Annotated in this window: 17 protein-coding genes; 6 read left to right on the top strand and 11 right to left on the bottom strand. The window is 38.0% G+C overall.

The genetic code is table 11. The annotated features are described in order from the left end of the window. Nucleotides 1–4 precede the first annotated feature (4 nt). The 10 genes from MT390_RS01340 to uraD form a co-directional block, all read right to left on the bottom strand. Nucleotides 5–817, bottom strand: coding sequence for a Cof-type HAD-IIB family hydrolase (locus tag MT390_RS01340; RefSeq protein WP_166368462.1), 813 nt, complete (start codon nucleotides 815–817; stop codon nucleotides 5–7). A gap of 12 nt (nucleotides 818–829) precedes the next feature. After that, entirely contained in the window at nucleotides 830–1,522 is a 693-nt protein-coding gene (locus MT390_RS01345) for an L-ribulose-5-phosphate 4-epimerase (protein ID WP_166368987.1), read from the bottom strand. Between the two features lie 89 nt (nucleotides 1,523–1,611). Beyond that, nucleotides 1,612–2,586, bottom strand: coding sequence for a TRAP transporter substrate-binding protein (locus MT390_RS01350; protein WP_499439155.1), 975 nt, complete (start codon nucleotides 2,584–2,586; stop codon nucleotides 1,612–1,614). Nucleotides 2,587–2,605: 19 nt separating this feature from the next. After that, nucleotides 2,606–3,886 carry a TRAP transporter large permease subunit gene (locus tag MT390_RS01355; protein ID WP_166368466.1) on the bottom strand — a complete coding sequence of 427 codons (1,281 nt, stop codon included), beginning with the start codon at nucleotides 3,884–3,886 and terminating at the stop codon, nucleotides 2,606–2,608. A 3-nt stretch (nucleotides 3,887–3,889) separates the two neighbouring features. Beyond that, nucleotides 3,890–4,375, bottom strand: coding sequence for a TRAP transporter small permease (locus tag MT390_RS01360; RefSeq protein ID WP_166368468.1), 486 nt, complete (start codon nucleotides 4,373–4,375; stop codon nucleotides 3,890–3,892). Between the two features lie 25 nt (nucleotides 4,376–4,400). Beyond that, on the bottom strand, nucleotides 4,401–5,402 hold the full coding sequence (gene yiaK / locus MT390_RS01365) for a 3-dehydro-L-gulonate 2-dehydrogenase (protein ID WP_166368470.1): 1,002 nt from the start codon (nucleotides 5,400–5,402) through the stop codon (nucleotides 4,401–4,403). A gap of 566 nt (nucleotides 5,403–5,968) precedes the next feature. Further along, nucleotides 5,969–6,883, bottom strand: a complete 915-nt coding sequence (locus MT390_RS01370; protein ID WP_499439158.1) for a homocysteine S-methyltransferase family protein — start codon at nucleotides 6,881–6,883, stop codon at nucleotides 5,969–5,971. Nucleotides 6,884–7,167: 284 nt separating this feature from the next. Next, on the bottom strand, nucleotides 7,168–8,397 hold the full coding sequence (locus MT390_RS01375; RefSeq protein ID WP_499439160.1) for a urate hydroxylase PuuD: 1,230 nt from the start codon (nucleotides 8,395–8,397) through the stop codon (nucleotides 7,168–7,170). Nucleotides 8,398–8,499: 102 nt separating this feature from the next. Further along, nucleotides 8,500–8,865 (bottom strand): hydroxyisourate hydrolase, encoded by a 366-nt coding sequence (uraH, locus tag MT390_RS01380; protein ID WP_205962922.1) that lies wholly within the window; start codon nucleotides 8,863–8,865, stop codon nucleotides 8,500–8,502. Beyond that, nucleotides 8,862–9,359 carry a 2-oxo-4-hydroxy-4-carboxy-5-ureidoimidazoline decarboxylase gene (gene uraD / locus MT390_RS01385; RefSeq protein WP_166368476.1) on the bottom strand — a complete coding sequence of 166 codons (498 nt, stop codon included), beginning with the start codon at nucleotides 9,357–9,359 and terminating at the stop codon, nucleotides 8,862–8,864. Before uraD ends, uraH begins: the two co-directional genes overlap by 4 nt. Before the next feature lie 528 nt (nucleotides 9,360–9,887). Here uraD and MT390_RS01390 point away from each other — a divergent pair. The 4 genes from MT390_RS01390 to MT390_RS01405 all read left to right on the top strand — a co-directional run bounded on the left by MT390_RS01390 (nucleotide 9,888) and on the right by MT390_RS01405 (nucleotide 15,954). After that, on the top strand, nucleotides 9,888–11,468 hold the full coding sequence (locus tag MT390_RS01390; protein WP_499439162.1) for an ABC transporter ATP-binding protein: 1,581 nt from the start codon (nucleotides 9,888–9,890) through the stop codon (nucleotides 11,466–11,468). Beyond that, nucleotides 11,461–12,549, top strand: coding sequence for an ABC transporter permease (locus tag MT390_RS01395; RefSeq protein ID WP_499439163.1), 1,089 nt, complete (start codon nucleotides 11,461–11,463; stop codon nucleotides 12,547–12,549). Before MT390_RS01390 ends, MT390_RS01395 begins: the two co-directional genes overlap by 8 nt. Before the next feature lie 22 nt (nucleotides 12,550–12,571). Beyond that, nucleotides 12,572–13,498 carry an ABC transporter permease gene (locus MT390_RS01400; RefSeq protein ID WP_166368482.1) on the top strand — a complete coding sequence of 309 codons (927 nt, stop codon included), beginning with the start codon at nucleotides 12,572–12,574 and terminating at the stop codon, nucleotides 13,496–13,498. Between the two features lie 917 nt (nucleotides 13,499–14,415). Continuing rightward, nucleotides 14,416–15,954 (top strand): hypothetical protein, encoded by a 1,539-nt coding sequence (locus tag MT390_RS01405; protein WP_499439164.1) that lies wholly within the window; start codon nucleotides 14,416–14,418, stop codon nucleotides 15,952–15,954. Nucleotides 15,955–16,609: 655 nt separating this feature from the next. Here the strand turns inward: MT390_RS01405 and MT390_RS01410 are convergent. Then, on the bottom strand, nucleotides 16,610–16,822 hold the full coding sequence (locus tag MT390_RS01410) for a hypothetical protein (protein WP_499439166.1): 213 nt from the start codon (nucleotides 16,820–16,822) through the stop codon (nucleotides 16,610–16,612). A 97-nt stretch (nucleotides 16,823–16,919) separates the two neighbouring features. Between MT390_RS01410 and MT390_RS01415 the strand changes: the two genes are divergently transcribed. Together MT390_RS01415 and MT390_RS01420 are read left to right on the top strand one after the other, a co-directional pair. Then, the gene (locus MT390_RS01415; protein WP_499439168.1) at nucleotides 16,920–17,435 is read left to right on the top strand and encodes a hypothetical protein; all 516 of its coding nucleotides are present in this window, start codon (nucleotides 16,920–16,922) and stop codon (nucleotides 17,433–17,435) included. A gap of 574 nt (nucleotides 17,436–18,009) precedes the next feature. Beyond that, nucleotides 18,010–18,723, top strand: a complete 714-nt coding sequence (locus MT390_RS01420) for a hypothetical protein (RefSeq protein WP_166368486.1) — start codon at nucleotides 18,010–18,012, stop codon at nucleotides 18,721–18,723. Nucleotides 18,724–18,966 lie beyond the last annotated feature (243 nt).

The following is an 18,966-nucleotide window of genomic DNA, read 5'->3' on the forward strand; positions in this document are numbered from 1 at the left end:
CCCTCTATAAAAATGTTTTTAATAGCAGCTGTGCAAGTGCACTTGGGTGGTCGTTATTCGAGGTGACGTGTTGCGCGTGTTGCTTAACCTCTGGCTCAGCGTTATCCATTGCTACGCCTAACCCTGCTAATTGCAGCATAGAAATATCATTATGATTATCACCAACCGCGACAATCTGATTTGCTTCAATCCCTAAGTTAAGCGCATATTGAGAGAGCGCATTACCTTTGCTATTACCTTTATTGGCAAAATCAACTCTATCTACCCAAGAGCGTTCACCATTAAAATTATTGTTAATAAAATCAGTCTGATTAAACGAGTCCACTTCACCGCCTTCAACAACAAACTTCCAAATATAATCTGTCTCTTGTAAGGCATCAGTAAAACTATCAACCTGTAAAATACTTGGCCTTTCGGCTACTGGATAGTTATTTGCCCACTGTGACAGTTTTTCCATATAAGCAACCGGTTGCTGTGTTGAATACAGCATTGAATCTCGGCTATACATCACCATTTTGAGGTTGAATTGTTTCGCAAGCTTAATGAAATCAAGTGCTTTTGACTTATCTATTGATTTTTCAGAGAGCACTTTTTTATTATGGTAATCGTAAATATAAGTACCGTTACAACAAATAATTGGCGTGCTTAGGCCTAACTCATGGTAATAAGGAGCAGCCGCCACATGATGACGTCCAGTCACAATAACAACATGGTGAACCTGTGAAATTTGTTGAATTGCCTGAACTAACTGAGCACTAATTTTATGCTCTGAATTTAAAACAGTACCATCGAGATCCAACGCCAATAATTTATACATAAGCATGTGCCTTTATTTTTGACCGTAGTAAGAGTTTGCACCGTGTTTGCGAGAATAATGTTTATCTAATAACGCGGGATTAATCATAATCTCAGGATTTAATGCTCTAGTGCCAATCGCCATTGCAGATATTTCTTCTAATACAACCGCATTATGCACGGCATCAAAGGCATCTTTTCCCCATGAGAAAGGAGCGTGCCCAGCAATTACAACACCTGGAATTGCTTTTGGATCTAACTTGCGTTTAGCAAATTCTTCAATAATCACCGTACCTGTATTTTTTTCGTAATCATGCTCGATTTCAGCATCACTTAATTGTCGCGTACATGGAACATTGCCGTAAAAATAGTCTGCGTGTGTTGTCCCTAGCGCGGGGATATCGATACCAGCTTGAGCCCAAATAGTTGCATTTCTAGAATGCGTATGAACAATGCCACCGATATTAGGAAAAGCTTTATAGAGTTCGATGTGCGTTGCCGTATCACTAGAAGGGTTAAGCTCACCTTCAATTCGATTACCTTCTAAATCAATAATGACAATATGTTCTTCTGCCATTACATCATATTCAACACCCGATGGTTTAATCGCAATCACACCTTTTTCTCTATCGATTTCAGAGACATTACCCCAAGTAAAAGTCACTAGACCATACTTAGGAAGTTGTAAATTAGCCTCTAATACTCTTTTTTTTAATTCTTTATATATGCTCATACCCTGTGGCCCCTGTTTATCATTTACATTGATAAATACGCCACCTAGTCACACCCTCAACTAGATGACGTATATTTTCTTACCTATTTTGTAGCAGCTTGGATCTTGTTAATCATGTCATCGCCATTTGCTTCAATAAATGAAGCCCATACTGGCTTAACCACTTCTTGGAAAGCAGCACCATCAACATCACGGTTAACTTTCATACCATGCGATTCTAAATCAGCGATCATTTGATCTTCTTTAGCAATACTAAGCTTACGTTGCATATCAACGGCTTCTTTAGAAACCTCTGTTATGATTTTTTGATTTTCAGCACTTAATTTATTGAATTTTTTCAAGTTCATAGTCAACACTAAAGGCGAGTAAGCGTGTTGCGTCATGCTTAAGTATTTTTGAACTTCATAAAATTTAAATGACAATGTCACGCCAATTGGATGGTCTTGTGCATCAACAACACCTGTTTCTAATGCGCTGTAAAGTTCAGCAACAGGAATTTGCTGTGGATTTGCTTTAAGCTCATTAAACATATCATTCAATGCTTTCGAACCATTTACTCGCATTTGCAATCCTTCAAGATCTGCTGGTGTGCGAATTGGTTGACGGCTGTTAGTAACATTACGGTATCCACTTTCAGGATAACCTAAACCTTTAATACCGAATTTTTCCATTGAAACTAATACTTCTTTACCTGGTGCGCCATCAAGTGCTGTATAAGCAGATTCGCGGGTAGGAAATATAAACGGAAGCGTAAAAGCCGATGATTCAGGTAAGAAGCCAGAGTAGTTATTTACACCTACCATGGAGAAATCTAGAATCCCTGAGCGAGTACCGTCGATCATTTGTTTATCGTTACCTAACTGTCCCTGTGGGAAGATATTAATTTTAATATCGCCATTGGTACGAGCCTCTACTTCTTTTTTAAAGAATAAGGACATGTCTTGTTGTAAATCAGATTCAGGCGCAGCATGAGCCAGTTTTAATGTCGTTTGTGCCGACACTGATGAACAAAAAGCAATCGTCGATGCAATCCCTACTATTTTAAAAAATTTTTTCATTTTCTTCTCCTTGGGTAGTTTAACCAATGACAAAAGCCATCGGGACAGTAATAATACTTGGAAATATTACAAATAAAGTTAACAGAATCATGTACGCACCAATAAAAGGTAACACCCCTTTTACCGCGGTAGACATGGGTACTTTAGCCACACCACACACCACGTTTAAAACGGTGCCAACAGGTGGAGTGATTAAACCTATAGAACAGTTAATAACAAACATCAAACCAAAATAAGTGACGTCAATACCCGCCATTTTAACAATCGGCATCAGTAATGGTACGAGGATCAAAATCGTCGGACTAAGGTCCATTACCATACCCACACACAATACCAATAACATGATCACAGCCATCAATAAGCGAGGGCTATCAACCAGTGGACCTAACATGCCAGCAAGTTGTTGTGGTAATTGCGCAACAGTAATCAACCAAGCCGCAACCATTGCACATCCCACCAAGAACATAACCATGGCAGTTGAACGCCCCGCAGTTAATAAGATGTTATAAAAATCTCTTAAGGATATTTCACGGTAGATGACACTTGATACAAAAATGGCGTAAACAGCAGCAACCACAGCCGCTTCTGTTGGTGTAAAAATACCAAAACGTATACCGCCAATAATAATGAATGGTAAGAACAACGCCCAAATACCATCTTTTAGTGCTGCACGTCTCTCTGCTTTTGATGCTTTCTCTTTGACTTCTAAATCTTCTTTTCTAACTAATAAGCTCCATACAAACATGAGCGTTAAGCCCATTAACAAACCAGGTACGATACCGCCTAAGAAAAGGTTTTTAATAGAAATACCGCCTGCAACACCCACTAAAATCAGTGGTAGTGAAGGGGGAATAACAGGGGCGATAATGCCACCGGAAGCGAGCAAGCCCATTGATGAACCTTCAGGGTATTTAGCTGCTTTCATCATAGGATATAAAATACTAACCAATGCCGCCGCATCTGCTACTGCTGAGCCAGATAAACCCGCCAGTAATACCGAAGTTAAGATTGCTACGTAACCTAAGCCACCTTTACGATGCCCAACATAGGTGGTTGCTAATCTCACAATTCTTTTAGACAGACCACCTGCAGACATCACCTCACCAGCGACTAAAAAGAATGGAATAGCTAATAATGTGAAACTATCTACGCCATTAATAAGGCCTTGAGCAAGAATATCCGCACTGAATAGATCTAAATGGAACATCAGTGCTATTGATGACAATAGCAATGCAAATGCAACCGGAAGACCTAACAGAATTGAGATAATCAATACCGATAAAAATATTGCTAAAACCATTATTTATTCTCCATTCTCTTTATGATCGAGCAACCAATCTGGATTAATAATCCGTACCAAAGCAATCACTCCCATCAGCCCGCCAGAAATAACACCCGCGAGATAAAATAGTGCAGATGGTAGCCCCGTCAGTTGAGAAATATCTCCCCAATTAGCCATCATTTGATTGAATGAACCTAGGTATAACATGCTAACTGACACTAAAATGACAGCCCAACATAGGCGTCTTAATATGGGCACGAACTTGGGAAACAATTTCTCGGAAAATTCACTCACAGCAAGGTGCTCACCGCGGCGCAGCACAACGACTGCACCTAACATGACAACCCAAACAAGGCCTAGACGAGAAAGTTCCACGGAAGGACGTAGACCTGAGGAAAATCCATAACGTAAAACAACATTAGTAAAGACAAGCACAATCATAAAAGACAAAACGGCTGCCATTAAAATATCGATACAGTTCCAGATCCACTTAAATACACTTCGCATAAAGTTCTCCTAATCTAGCGCTCAATTACAAGGCTGTGATTTGATTCCAAATCTCATCGTGAATCTCGATGCCACCGGCTTTTTCATGCTTATCGATGAAGTTCTGCATTTCTGAACCAGCAATCATTACAGATCCTGTTTCAGCAGGCTCAGACGCTAATACATAATCACGAATACGTTTCATCTCACGAGCAAATTGGTCTTTTTCCATAGTTCTGCTCAAATCAATCGCAATCAAGAATTGAGATACGCCAAATTCGCCACCCATATCTTCAGTAAGAGCAGGAACAGAGTTACCACCAGTGATTGCCGTTAACATCATGTCTAATACGATAGACATAGATGAACCTTTCCAAAATCCCATTGGTAATAAACGTTTGTTTTCCCATAAGATATGCGGGTCAGTCGTTAACTCACCATTATCATCAAAACCACCAACAACAGGTAATTGCTTATCAGCTAATACATAGTTTTGTAATTGACCGTAAGAGAATTGGCTCATTGAGCAATCAACAACTACAGGTGGATCGCCGGCAATTGCCATAATAAGCGGGTTAGAACCAACACGATGATCTTTACCACCCCAAGCAGGCATAACAGCAATTGAGTTAGTTGATGCAATACCAGCAAACCCTTGTCTCGCCATTTTTAATACATAAGCACCACCACGCATCCAATGGTTAGAATTACGCATACCAACCATGCCAATACCGTGTTCGCGTGCTAATTCCATTGCTCGTTCAGAACAAATTAAACCATTCAAAACACCCGGTCCAAAATTACAATCCCATTGCTCAAGCGCGCCCATACTGTTAACACATTTAGGCACTTCATTAAGTTTGATTTGGCCTTTATCTACTTGATCAATAAAAACAGGAAAGCGATTAATACCATGAGAATAAGTGCCTTCGTTAGCCATCTCTACGAAACCAGCGGCTAGTTTTGTAGCCATTTCGCCATCCATATCTCTCGCTAATAAAATGCGTTCGTATTCTTCTTGTAATCTTTTAATTGCTACTAATGCCATCTTGACCTCCAGTTATGAATTCCACAATACGGAATTAATACTAACCAAGATTCCATTTTATTCACTATTTTAAGGCTTATTTTTAGACACAAAGCACACAAAAATTTATAAATAATTGTTTTAAAAGGATTTAAAATAAATTTGAAGGAGATCGTATAAATAGAGATTAAAAGAGATGGTTTTATAAAAATTTGAAATGAATCACTTTTTTATTGCTGGAAATAGAGTTTCACCTGTCATTACATAGTGAGATAGTGATACAAAAAATATAGGGAAAGCGTGAGGATGAAAAACAAGGAGTAGTTATTGTGGATAAGAGAAAGCCGGGCAATGCTGCAATGATTTTTGTTGCAGCCATTGATGCCACAGAAGATATTAGTGACCCAATAATGGGCTTTATTATACCTACCCCGTTAGTTTAATAATCGAATATTATGTAGGGAAAAGGAGCTAGTTTAAGGCAAAAGTTACCGTAAATGGTTACTCCCTTTACAAAACTTTTAACGCAAAAATAGTTTCTTTTAGCCAGTAAGATTGCTCAGTTACTTAGCGGAGTCGGTATTAGCTTAAGCAGCTTCGATACTATCTCTCCACTCAGCCAGCACTTGAATATGATCAGGTCTGATACCACAACATCCGCCGATAATATTGGCTCCTAGCTCATACCATTTTTTAGCAAATTCGAGATAGGCTTCAGGGGATAACTCACGGTAAGCTTGCACACCTTCATTTGCTTTATAATCGCTAGCGATCGGTGTAAAGCTATTAGCAAACACACCGATGTTGGCCTGTATGTTATGCACAGATAAAGCTTGGTTAGTATCTGCGATTGCCTGCTCTATTACCTCTGGAATAGAACAGTTAAAGAAAATACCGTCAATATTTTCATTAAAACTGCCATCAAGGATAATGTTAATAGCTTCTGTAACAGACTCGCCAGATCTTAATCTAGCAACTTGTTCAATTTCATCGCTTAATGTGAATGCATAGTGACAAGGTTTTGTTGAATGCTTAAGTACATTTGACATAACCTGTGCTTCTTCAATACTTGAGATGGTTTCAGCCAACCAGATATCTACATGTTCATCTTGTGCGTTAAATAAAGTGCTTAAAATATCAAAGGCACCTTCGCTTTCAAATAAATCTGGACGGTAAGATCCAAAAGCAGGCGGTAAAGATCCAGCCACTAAAACCTCATGTTTAGCGCCTTTTGCAACGTCTTTAGCAATCACTGCAGCTTGTGTGGCTAATGCACTACCTTGTTGTTGATACAATGTTTCACCGAGATGAAAAGGCACACAGGCATAGCTATTAACCGTAATAATTTCAGCACCTGCATTAATGTATCCTTGGTGTGCTTGCGTTACATAATGTGGGGCTTCTAGCAGTGCTTGTGCACTCCACAATGGTTGTGAGAACGGTGCGCCAATACGCTTAAGTTCGCGTCCCATGCCACCATCTAATATAGTTAATTTTTTCATTAATGGACTTCTATACGTCTAAAAGATATGTCCTTATTTAAACATATTTAGACAAAATTCATAATGAAACTTACGCTGGATGAAGATGAGAAAAATTCAATGTAGCGGGATAGGTTAAAGGCACTCAAGATAAGTGCTTTATTTCATACGTTATTCAAGATTTTATTCAGTACGTTTATAACCAACACATTCATAAATAGAGGCAGCACTAGCCGATGATCAGCGAGCGTGATCGAGGAGCCCTAACATATTAAACAGGGCTCATCTGGAACGTTAAATTTTAATCACTGCTTGGCTTTCTTTAAGCGATAGTTTTCAATCCATCTACCCAAGGTTTCACGTTCCTCTGCTGTGATCTTCGTTAAATTAGCTAAAGGCATGTCTTGGTTTAACACCGCACGCGAATAGATCTTTTCATGTTGGATTTCCACAGCTTGCATTGAATCAAGCGTAAACCCTAACGGCGCGCTAGCAAACATGGTTGAAGTCGGTGTTGCACTGTGACACTCAGTACAATGCTTTTCTATAATAGACCAAGCTTGCGCATCTGAAACTTGCGCTATATCGGTTGCTTCTGCTCCCGTTGCAACAACTCTCGGCGCAAAACTATCCCAAGGTGCAATCGCCAACATCAATACAAAAAATGCAGCAATACCGCTGATTAACACAGAAGGTTTATTAATATGACGATGTTTAAGATTAAAATAATGTCTGATCCACATACCAATTACGATAAAGGCGATTAACACTAACCAACCATACTGATGCGTATAAGTATGTGAAAAATGATTACTTAGCATAATGAAAATAATCGGCAGGGTTGCGTAGTTATTATGAATTGAACACAACTTTGCTTTTAAACCTACAGTCGGATCAGGAATGCGCCCTGCTTCTACTTCTTTAACTAGATAACGCTGACCAGGCATGATGATATGATAAACATTACCCGCCATACAGGTACCCATTAATGCACCGATATGAATATAAACCGCTTTATCAGCAAACAATTGGTCAAAACCCCAAGCCCATACTGCTAACAGCAGCACCATAGCTACCGCAAATAACAAACCGTTTTTAACCAAAGGTGAATTACATAATAGGCGATAAATAATATAACCTATCGCGATACTACCCAGTGATGTTGCAATCGCCGCCAGTTTACTTAATTCACTTTTACTACCATCTAATAGGTTTACATCTGCGCCAACGTAATACAGCAAACTAAATAACAAACCACCGGTGATCCAAGTTGTATAAGCTTCCCATTTAAACCAATGTAAAGTGGTTGGCATGTGCTCGGGCCCATTTTTATATTTAGCCACTTCGTAAAAACCACCGCCATGAATAGCCCACAAGTCACCACTGATACCTTTATCTGCTTTTACTTTTGGGGGCGTTTCTAAGCTGTTGTCTAACCAAGCAAAATAGAAGGAAGCCCCAATCCATGCGATGCCCGCAATTACATGGAAATAACGCAATACTAAATGCGCGACCTCAATTAAGTAATTTTCCATAATCTATATCGTCCTTTTTATTCTTATTTTTAGTAGCTGTTTTTTCAGTAACGGTTTTTTAGGGTCTGTAGAACTGTTTTACGGTCTGTAAATAGGCACTTACTAGCTACCACGGTATGTGGAATAACTATAAGGGGAGAGCAATAGAGGCACATGATGGTGCTTACTGTCCTGCACTTTAAAACAGATTTCAGCGCTAGGATAAAAGGCATCAATACCTTGCTTCTGCCAATAAGCATCCAGCTCAAATACAATTTTATAGGTCGAAAAAAGATCCTCTGGCTGTTTATCTTGATACCAACTGTTATCCAACCAATCGTCAATGCGTCCATCTTCATTAGTCACAGCAGCAGACAATAACTGCCAAGTTTGCTCATTTAAAACAAAAAGCTGAATGGCTATATCCGCTGCCGGTTTACCCAGTGCAGTATTAAGTATGTGTGTGGTTATTGGGTTTTTATTGATCATAATTGTTCCAACCTAATTTGCGTTATTTTGGCCTGTTCTTGACTGGCTATTGTGAGTTCAGTTTGACGATCGTTACCGATCCTTGATTGAATAATCGCTAACATTTGTTGTGCACTTTTCCCCGATGCACAAACAATAAAAATAAAACCAAACTTGGCTAAGTAAGCTTTATTTAAGTCCAGCATCTCCTCAAGCAGTGTTTGTTCTGCCACTGACATACCAGACTGCTCATGACTTGCACTACCAGAAGTGCTGGCATATTTTTCATGTAGAGTCGCTAAATTACCTATTTGCGGATGTCCGGTAAAAGCAGTTAGATAATCCTGCTCAGATAATTGCAGAAATATGCGTTGTGATGCCGCTAATAATGCACTCATATCTTTGAATGGACGCTCTGCAACCATGCTATTAATCCAGTTTGGCGCGCAACAGCAGTGCTCAAAAAGATCATAAGCTTGCTCTGCACTGGCATTATTTATTTTATCCAAACTCATCTAACTTCCTTTTTCATCTCGGTAAGATTGACAATAAACCTCATTATATAAAAACACTATTCTGCTGTTCGCTAAACGCTGTTGATGATCTGTTACAGCAACAAATAGTAATACTCATTAACTACAAATCGTTAATCGATTACTGTTTTAATCGAAGCCCTGTAATGGTGCAAAAGAGAAAATAATGTCCACTCTTGGTGCTTATAAAATTATTTTAAGACCTGACTTGCTAGGTTTAAAAAACCATTAAAAACGCATTTAAAAACATAAAATCATTTATTTATTAGCATCTTAAGCAATTTATAAAATATCACTTACGGGCATTCAGCCAATGAATTTTTAATAACTGGTAAGGTTATTGCTAATATCATACCAACTTTGACCAATTGGACAGGTTACAGTGTAAACCAGTATTAATAAGGCTATTTCGATGGGCATTCTGATGGTTATAGAACAACCAAAATGCTCCTTTATTAAAAGCTGTTTTTAAAAGACACAGTAATCATTGTAATTAAAAGGGATTTATTAATGAGCAATGTTAAACGCTTAGCAATGCAGGGGATAACCAAAGAATATCCAGGCTGTAAAGCCAACGATCAAGTCTTTCTAGATATAGAGCATGGCGAAATTCATGCCCTATTGGGAGAGAATGGTGCGGGGAAAAGCACCTTAATGAAAATGTTATACGGCGTAGTTAAACCCGATGCTGGCAGCATTATTTGGAATGGCTCACCTGTTTCGATAGATCAACCTGCGATTGCACGTGGTTTAGGTATTGGCATGGTTTTTCAACATTTTTCATTATTTGAAACCTTAACCGTGACTGAAAATATAGCACTCGTATTAGGTGATCAAGCTGGCCACCTCAAGACATTAGCGCATCGTATCAAAGCAACCTCTGAGCGCTATGGTATGCCCTTAGATCCCGAGCGCCGTATTTCTAGTTTATCCACAGGTGAACGCCAACGTGTTGAAATCGTGCGTTGTTTATTATTAGATTTACAACTATTAATTTTAGATGAACCCACCTCAGTATTAACCCCACAGGAAGTACAGGACCTATTTAAAACCTTAAAAAAACTCACTAAAGAAGGCTGCTCAGTACTGTTTATCAGCCATAAATTACATGAGGTCACTGAGCTATGTGACAGCGCAACCATCCTTAGAGCAGGTAAAGTAACTGGTCATTGCATCCCTAAGAATGAAACCTCCGAGTCCATCGCACGTATGATGGTAGGCGACGATATAGCGATCAGTAATGAATGTAAACGCGCTCTAGGCGGTGATGTTTTTGCCAGTATTGAAGGCTTGTCTACACAGTCAATCGGGCAATTTGATATTGCACTTAAAAATATTAATTTACAGGTTAAACAAGGCGAAATTGTAGGTATTGCAGGAATAGCTGGCAATGGACAAGAAGAGTTATTAAAAGCGTTATCCGGTGAAGAGATCCACCGTAATTCACAAGCAATAAAGTTTGCAGGTCAATTTGTTGATCAACTCAGCCCATTAAAACGTCGTCGTTTAGGGTTAGCTTTTGTGCCAGAGGACCGCCTAGGCCGAGGTGCTGTTCCTGATTTAGACTTATGCGATAACGCACTACTGACCAGCTTTGATTCAGGCTTAGTGCAAAATGGCTTCTTAAAAAAATCTAAAATTGTGCAGTTAGCAGACAAAATAATTAAACAATATAAAGTAAAAACACCGGGTAATCACACTAGTGCCGCAAGCTTATCTGGCGGCAACCTACAAAAATTCATTGTTGGGCGAGAAATAGATCAAGAGCCAAAATTTTTATTAATGTCGCACCCAACTTGGGGAGTTGATATTGGAGCCCAAGTCGCTATTCACGATGCAATTTTACAGTTAAGAGACCGTGGCTGCGCAATTTTAATTATTTCCGAAGATTTAGACGAGTTATATAAAATCAGTGACCGCTTAGGTGCTATCTGTGACGGTAGCGTATCAGACTTTTTAGTACCGGAAGTATTACCGTTAGTTAAGTTAGGACAATGGATGGCCGGTGATTTTGGACCAAGTACAGAGCAAAAGACAGCAACAACCGCGGCGACAAAAACAGTGGAAATAGGAGCAAAAAGTCATGATTAAGTTAACCCCTCGCGCGCAAGCTTCGGCAAAGTGGGGTTACCTATCCCCTGTATTGGCCGTTTTTTTAACCCTTATTGCAGCCACTGTCTTATTCTGGGGATTAGGAAAAGATCCACAACTCGCGCTGTATACCTTTTTTATAAGCCCTATTGAAAATTGGTATGGCATTACAGAATTACTAGTTGTCGCAATCCCTATTTTACTCTGCGCTTATGGGTTGGCCTTATGTTATCGCGCTTCAATATGGAATATCGGGGCAGAAGGACAATTATTACTAGGCGCAGTGGTTGCCACCACCATGGCCTTACAATTTGTTGATTCAGATAGCTTCTGGGCAATGCCCTTAGTTTTACTGGCAGGTATGGTTGGCGGTATGCTTTGTTCGGGCATCTCAGCGTTCCTCAACTTACGTTTAAATTGTAACGAAACGCTAGTGACCATCATGATGAACTACATCGCGCTTAATACTCTTTTGTGGGCAGTTTATGGCCCTTTAAAAGATCCGAGCGGATATAACTTTCCTGAAAGCGCCCTATTTGGAGACAGCTCTTTATTACCTATTTTATTTGAAGGAACACGCCTACATTTTGGTTTGTTATTGGTCATCTTAGCCTTGGTTATGGTTTGGGTATTTATGAGCAAAACTTTTTTAGGTTTCCAAATCAAAGTACTAGGGTTGGATAAACCAGCCGCTCGCATGGCAGGATTTAAAGAGAAAAAATTAGCAGCGATGGTGTTTTTGGTGTCCGGTGCATTAGCAGGGCTTGCCGGCGCAGTCATTGTCACCGGTTCAACGGGTCAATTAATCCCCGCTATCTCTCCCGGATACGGTTATTCGGCGATTATTGTTGCCTTTTTAGGGCGTTTGCACCCAGTGGGAATTACCCTAGCAGGGTTATTAATTGCCTTAATATTTATGGGCGGGGAAATGTCACAAATGGTATTGCAATTACCTAGAGCAATCACAGGTATTTTACAGGGGCTTATCTTATTTTTCTTGCTCTCCTGTGATGTGCTGATCCGTTACCGCATAGTATTCACCGTTAAGTTACCTGGTTTCACAGCAACTGCTAAACATTAAAGGTTATTAAGGAGATCAACAAATGGATATTGATTTAGTTACCAATATTTTATACGCCATGATCATGACCGGTACGCCGCTATTATTGGTTGCGTTAGGTGAAATGGTATGTGAAAAAAGTGGCGTGCTCAATTTAGGTCAAGAAGGCATGATGCTAATGGGCGCAGTTGCAGGCTTTATTGCCATGTACCACACGGATAATCACTTTATTGGTTTTATCGCGGCTATATTAGTCGGTATTGCTATGTCGCTTTTATTTGCCTTCATTGCATTAAATTTAAATGCAAATCAGGTTGCAGCCGGCTTAGCCCTAACTATCTTCGGTACTGGTTTATCCGCTTTTTTAGGCAACGATTATGAGGGCAAGCAAATAGCCGTGTTACCTTCTTTATCTATCGATGCATTACAAAGCATTCCATTAATAGGTAAGCCACTATTCGGGCAAAATGCGATTGTATATTTAAGCTGGATATTGGTCATTGTGGTGTATTTATTCTTCCGTTATCACCGCCAAGGTTTATCGGTAAGAGCGGTTGGCGAAGACCCAAGCGTTGCTAGCAACTTAGGACTACCGGTAATGTTCATTCGTTATTTATCGGTTATTTTTGGTGGTGCAATGGCCGGTTTAGCAGGCGGTTACTTATCCATTGCTTACACTCCCATGTGGACAGAAGGCATGGTATCAGGCAAGGGTTGGATTGCATTAACCTTGGTTGTGTTTGCGAGCTGGCGAATAGAACGCATTATTTTAGGCGCCTACTTATTCGGTTTTGCAAGCATTATGCACCTTGTGGCACAGGGCTTAAATTGGGATGTTTCTTCTAATTTATTAGCGATGATGCCTTATGTTGCGACATTAGTGGTGTTGGTGATGTTAAGTCGAGACAAGCAACGATTGAAGTTGTTTGAGCCGATGGCATTAGGGAAACCATGGCATAGGAGTAGTTAACCTCGCGAGGTTGTCATCGCTTATTTAATGCTTTGGATGGGCTTGCTTTGAGTTTGGTTCGTCTGCGCTCATCAGGTCAGTGCGATTAATTGTGCGCTTTGGGTGGGTTTGCTTTGAGTTGGATTGGGTTCGTCTGCGCTCATCCGGTCTGTTTGATTAATTATATGCTTTGGTATTTCGCCCTTGCGGCGACTTTACTTTCTCTTGGTCAGAAGAGAAAGTAAGCAAAGAGACTGACACCGGATCGTTTTCTGATCCAAATAATAAATGGCTTTTATAACGCACCGGCTCTTACGGCACATCCATGTGCCAAACGAGCCTAATCCAAACATCCTGTTTGGCTTTGCTAAAAGCCATTGATGATTTGGGAAAACTCAACGGTGGGATTGTTCGTCCACATTGAGCAATGTTTTATGCTTAGCTTAAGCTTACATTCTCGTTCCCATGCTCCGCGTGGAAATGCAGTTTTTAGTTTGCTTTGAGTTAGGGTTCGTCTGCGCTCATCAGGTCTGCTTGATATTTATTATCGGTGGTTTCGCCCTGTCGGCGACACGTCTTTCTTTTATCAAAAAAGAAACCAGTACCCAGAAAGTCAAAAAAACTGACGCCGAATCGTTTTCGAACCCAAATATAAATGGCTTTTATAACGCACCGGCTCTTACGCCACATCCATGTGCCAAACGAGCCTAATCCAAACATCCTGTTTGGCTTTGCTAAAAGCCATTGATGATTTGGGAAAACTCAACGGTGGGATTGTTCGTCCACATTGAGTAATGTTTTAAAATTACGGATCATTTTATTGAAAAACAAGTTAGTTAATTTGATATTTCATCCAAATTACAATGAAAGAAATTGCTAAAGCGATAGTGATATGTGCTAATCATATAATATAGTTTTAATCGAAAAACGGATACTCCATGGAAAAATGCAAAATCGAAAAATGTCAATTGCCTCCGATAAGAGAAGGTAAATGTGTTCTTCATTGTAAAAAGTACAGTTATTCCAATGACTTTAAGGAAGCCTCTTTTTTATTAAGTTTTTATCATGAATTGTTAAACTATATGGTAGAACAGATACATACTGATGGCATTAGAATTAAAGAATTCAAACTTACTAAAGAAACAATTAAAAATTATTTAAGTGGCGACCCCAAATTATCAACATTTAATAAAGCTCAAATACCTAAAAATATTATATTCGATAAAATAGCATTTCCTTCCAGAAAAGGACGAGATTATTTTGATTATTTTATACTACTAAAAAAAATAAAATCCGCTCACTTTGATTCTTGCTCATTTCAATTATCAGAAATAGATATCCCTTCCCTTGAAGTATTTTTTCAAGATTGTTGTTTTAAAACTTATTGGGCTGTCTATAGCCATAAAATTTTAAATAATGTAGATAATACTTTATACCAAGATTGTATTTTTGAAGGCGATGTTTCATTTCATTATGAAAATCTAGTTGATGATAAAAATATATACTCACTATTCACTGATTGTAATTTTAAGAAAAAAATAGAAATTTCTAGTACCGTTATTAATAACCAAATATTTAATAACACAACAAAGATTGAGCTTGAACTCGGAGAGTTAAATATAATTAATTCTTCTATAAATAAAAAATTTGTTTTGAATAATTCTAAATTAGAGAAGCTAAACATAGAGAATGTGACATTCAATTCTAAATTTGAGTTTAAAGAGAATACTGTAAATACTTTTAATATCTTTAATACTAACTTTCATAAAATATTTGATGCTTACAAATCGGCTTTTGGAACTTACACAAGTGAAAAATGCATATTTTATGATTTTTCTGGTTTTGAGTTATGTAATTTCAGTTTTTCAAACAAAAAATTATCAACATTTAAGTACGTAACATTTCTTAGTTTTGTAAATTGCAGAAATGCAATTTTTCAGGGTGGTTTAGATCTTGAAAATACCAATTTAAAAGAGTCGATAAACTTTCTAAAAGCTGAAATAAAATCAGATAATACAAATCGAGAAACATACAGAATAATTAAAAACTCATTTGATCAAGTTGGTAATAACATTGAAGCGAATAAGTACTTTGCTTTGGAAATGAGACAATACAAGAAAGAACTTATAAATCAAAAAGCGTCTCAAGAGAAATTTATTTTTTGGTTAAATGAAAAAATCTCAAACTTTGGGATGAGTTATATAAGACCAATATTTCTTATTTTTATATTTGCATTTATTTACCAATTAATAATTATTGGATATGAAAATAATTATTTATATACTATTTGTCCAAAGTATAACGGTCAGATCTCTTATGTTTCTGATTTTTTCAACGCTATAGCATCGAATATAATTCCATTTGGAAGATTCCTATCTAAAGGTCTGGAGTTTGTTAGCCTTATATTTTATATAATTTTTGCTTCATTGATTTGGCAAGCTGTAGTATCAATCAAAAAGCATACTCGCAGCAATTAATAATAAGCTTTATTCTAAATATAACTCTAAGGGACTACGACAATTCAACCGTTTAGTTTTCCCAAGTAATTGACTGCTTTTAGCAAAGCCAAACAGGACGTTTAGCTTTGGCTCGTTCTGGCCATGAATGGCCTGTAAGAGCCGGTGCGTTATAAAAGCAGTTGATTAGTTGGATTAGAAAACAACTCGGTTGGCCTTTCTTTTACTTTCTTATGGAATAGGTTTTCTTTGGCCATTTAAAGAAGCTTATTCTGGTCAAGTGAAAGATCGTGGACACCCACAAACTTTGACGACTCATCATGACTCTTCTATCTTTTAATTATGTCGCTTTTACATGCTAAGAGGTAGTTGTTATGACTCAGTCTCGCCAATCTCAAGTGTCGTTATCAGATACACCTTAATATCACTGTATTTCACGTTGTGTTCGTCGTGCTTATTTATGTGGTGAAGATAAATACACAGAAAAATCATTTGAGCATCGACGCCAGTGGGTGATTGAACGAATGCATTATCTTGCTTCCGTCTTTTGTATTGATATTTGTGCATATGCGCCTTTTAGATAAACATAAGTGTCTAATCATTATCATTTAGTATTGCATGTGAATGAGCGGCACAATGAAGAGCTGAGTAATGAGCAAGTTTGTGAACGTTGGTGTTAGTTATATTCCAAGCCTGTCTTAGTGGCGCGTTGGCTGGATGAACAGACAATCTCAGCGGCAGAAAATAAAGCGGCATTAGCCATTATTAGTGATTGGCGAGAGCGTCTAGTCGATATATCTTGGTTTATGCGTTGTTTAAATGAATTTATCGCGCGTAAAGCAAATAAAGAAGATGAATGCTCAGGCAGGTTATATTCGCTGCCATCCATGGCGCTCACCCTTCGGGCCAGCTAAAGCTGTTCTAATTTATTCCCTACAAATTAGTGGGAGGGGCGCTTTACTTTCTTATAAATTGAGAGGCAGGCTTTGCTTGATGAAGATGCGTTATTAACCTGTATGGCTTATGTAGATTTAAATCCAATTCGCGCCAAAATGCATAGTAACGTAGAGACGTCAGAGTATACATCAGCTTATGAACGCCTATTACCTTGCAAAAAAGTTGGTAACGCCCAACCAGAAGATAACCCATCAAATTATTATTTTAAGAAAAAATCTTTATTTGGTTTTATTGGTGATGCTTATGAAAGCGATAAGATTAATCCTGTACTAGGCATTCCTTTTTCATTGATAGATTACCTTGAGTTGGTTGATTGGAGTGGACGTATTTTACGAGAAGATAAGCGAGGTGCTATTGCAGGCCATCATCCTAAATTGATCAGCAAGCTTGGCCTAGGTGAAGCAACTTGGTTAACGTTAGCTAGTCGATTTGGTAAAGACTATCAAGGTGCTGTTGGCTCTTTAGAAGAATTAGCTTCATTTGCAGAACATACAGGTAAATGCTGGATAGCCAGTAAGAACCAATTACGACGACAAGCTCATTAATCTTTCTTAAAAATTCCTTAATAAAAATATAATTAGCGATAGCTAATCGTAAACGTGCGCATAATTCACGATTTATGTTGAAATGTGTATTATTTGGGTATTTTAAATCTCTAAGAATTCCAGCAGATAATGACTACTATGATTTTAACAATCATGTTTAAGCCTGTTTCAGATTTTTAAATTATTGACTGTCTATTTTTTCTCATATTGTTTATACCGAAGAAGTAAGCCACTGATCAGCTATAAAATCTTATCTCAGTTGATGCTAAATAATATTAAAATGTGTCAGTATATTTTACAGTTTACAATTATATAGAAAAGGTTGTTTTATAACTCATTAAAACTGTTGATAATCTTTTTTCGGTATACTTTATGCTTTGAACTTGACTGAAGGAACAAATACAAAAAGGTTAATGATAGCTCAATTAAATGGTTTTAATTGAAACAGAAAAATTGTCTTATTATTGAATAATCGTAGTAAAGCGCTTTTATTTTTCCTCTTTTATTTCTCCTATAATATAACGAAAATTTAACATGAATTTAATATAACTCTAACATAAAAGAGGATGTTGACATGAATAAATCTATAGTAATAGGCATTGTAATGAGTTGCGTTGTTGCACTTATTCCGGTTAAATCTAACGCGATCTTGTTAAATGCAGGCGATACTGCTTTTCTTCCTGGTACAACGGCTGCAATGGAGCCGGAATTAGCTGGCGTAGTTATCTCTGATAATTCAATCTACGATTCTATAGTGCCAGGTGGTAACAATCTTTTTCAAGTAGGCATTGATGTTACCAATAGAGTGACTCGCTCAAATGCTAACAATAGCTTAATATTTTCTCCTAGATTAGTACCTACATTGAATAACACTACTGGTAACTTTCTTGTCGACCAAGTTGTCATCGCAGGTTTTTCTGATTTTGTGTTAGATGTTAACTATCGTAGCGATGGTTTAGGCGACAGGGGGCCTAATACGGCAACTCGCTCGGCAGATGGAAACGAGCTTAGTTTTGATTTCCTGTTTCCACTCTCAGTGGCTAATTTATTCGCAAATCCTCAAGAACAGAGTTATTTCCTTTCAATAAACTCCAATGCCACGGCCTATACGAATACTGGTAGTATGAGCATTTTTGGCAGACACATAGATTATCCTGGGGAAACATTTGAGTTTACTTATGCGGGGTTAGCTGTGCCTGTAAATGAACCTGTTGCGGTTAGTGAGCCCCCTCTCACTGCACTTTTTGTGATATTTCTTTCGTGTTTAATGGTATTTAGAAGATCTTAGGAAATGTAGGCTAGCTGTACGGATTGCAGCACCATTTTCATCCAATTTTAAATTTTAATCCTTTGTGTTTTGTTTCATTTCTTACAGTTAAAGACAGTTGTTTATTCTGCTTTTATATATAAAAAAACAATTGCATACACATATTTTATATCTGATATTTTTCATACACGAAAGTATGCAAAGTATGGGACATCCATACATTAAAACAAACAAGTTTAGCTAGTTAATAAAGACGACATGCCG

The sequence above is a fragment of the Vibrio sp. 2-Bac 85 genome (genome assembly GCF_037546705.1).
Classification (GTDB): domain Bacteria; phylum Pseudomonadota; class Gammaproteobacteria; order Enterobacterales; family Psychromonadaceae; genus Psychromonas.

Excerpts from the sequence above, each read along its gene's own strand:
- MT390_RS01390 (WP_499439162.1), top strand. The coding sequence starts at position 9,888 with ATGAGCAATGTTAAACGCTTAGCAATGCAGGGGATAACCAAAGAATAT.
- yiaK (WP_166368470.1), bottom strand. The coding sequence starts at position 5,402 with ATGGCATTAGTAGCAATTAAAAGATTACAAGAAGAATACGAACGCATT.
- MT390_RS01420 (WP_166368486.1), top strand. The coding sequence starts at position 18,010 with ATGAATAAATCTATAGTAATAGGCATTGTAATGAGTTGCGTTGTTGCA.
- MT390_RS01355 (WP_166368466.1), bottom strand. The coding sequence starts at position 3,886 with ATGGTTTTAGCAATATTTTTATCGGTATTGATTATCTCAATTCTGTTA.
- MT390_RS01375 (WP_499439160.1), bottom strand. The coding sequence starts at position 8,397 with ATGGAAAATTACTTAATTGAGGTCGCGCATTTAGTATTGCGTTATTTC.
- MT390_RS01395 (WP_499439163.1), top strand. The coding sequence starts at position 11,461 with ATGATTAAGTTAACCCCTCGCGCGCAAGCTTCGGCAAAGTGGGGTTAC.
- uraH (WP_205962922.1), bottom strand. The coding sequence starts at position 8,865 with ATGATCAATAAAAACCCAATAACCACACACATACTTAATACTGCACTG.
- MT390_RS01360 (WP_166368468.1), bottom strand. The coding sequence starts at position 4,375 with ATGCGAAGTGTATTTAAGTGGATCTGGAACTGTATCGATATTTTAATG.
- MT390_RS01400 (WP_166368482.1), top strand. The coding sequence starts at position 12,572 with ATGGATATTGATTTAGTTACCAATATTTTATACGCCATGATCATGACC.
- MT390_RS01350 (WP_499439155.1), bottom strand. The coding sequence starts at position 2,586 with ATGAAAAAATTTTTTAAAATAGTAGGGATTGCATCGACGATTGCTTTT.
- MT390_RS01370 (WP_499439158.1), bottom strand. The coding sequence starts at position 6,883 with ATGAAAAAATTAACTATATTAGATGGTGGCATGGGACGCGAACTTAAG.
- uraD (WP_166368476.1), bottom strand. The coding sequence starts at position 9,359 with ATGAGTTTGGATAAAATAAATAATGCCAGTGCAGAGCAAGCTTATGAT.
- MT390_RS01405 (WP_499439164.1), top strand. The coding sequence starts at position 14,416 with ATGGAAAAATGCAAAATCGAAAAATGTCAATTGCCTCCGATAAGAGAA.
- MT390_RS01340 (WP_166368462.1), bottom strand. The coding sequence starts at position 817 with ATGTATAAATTATTGGCGTTGGATCTCGATGGTACTGTTTTAAATTCA.
- MT390_RS01410 (WP_499439166.1), bottom strand. The coding sequence starts at position 16,822 with ATGGATGGCAGCGAATATAACCTGCCTGAGCATTCATCTTCTTTATTT.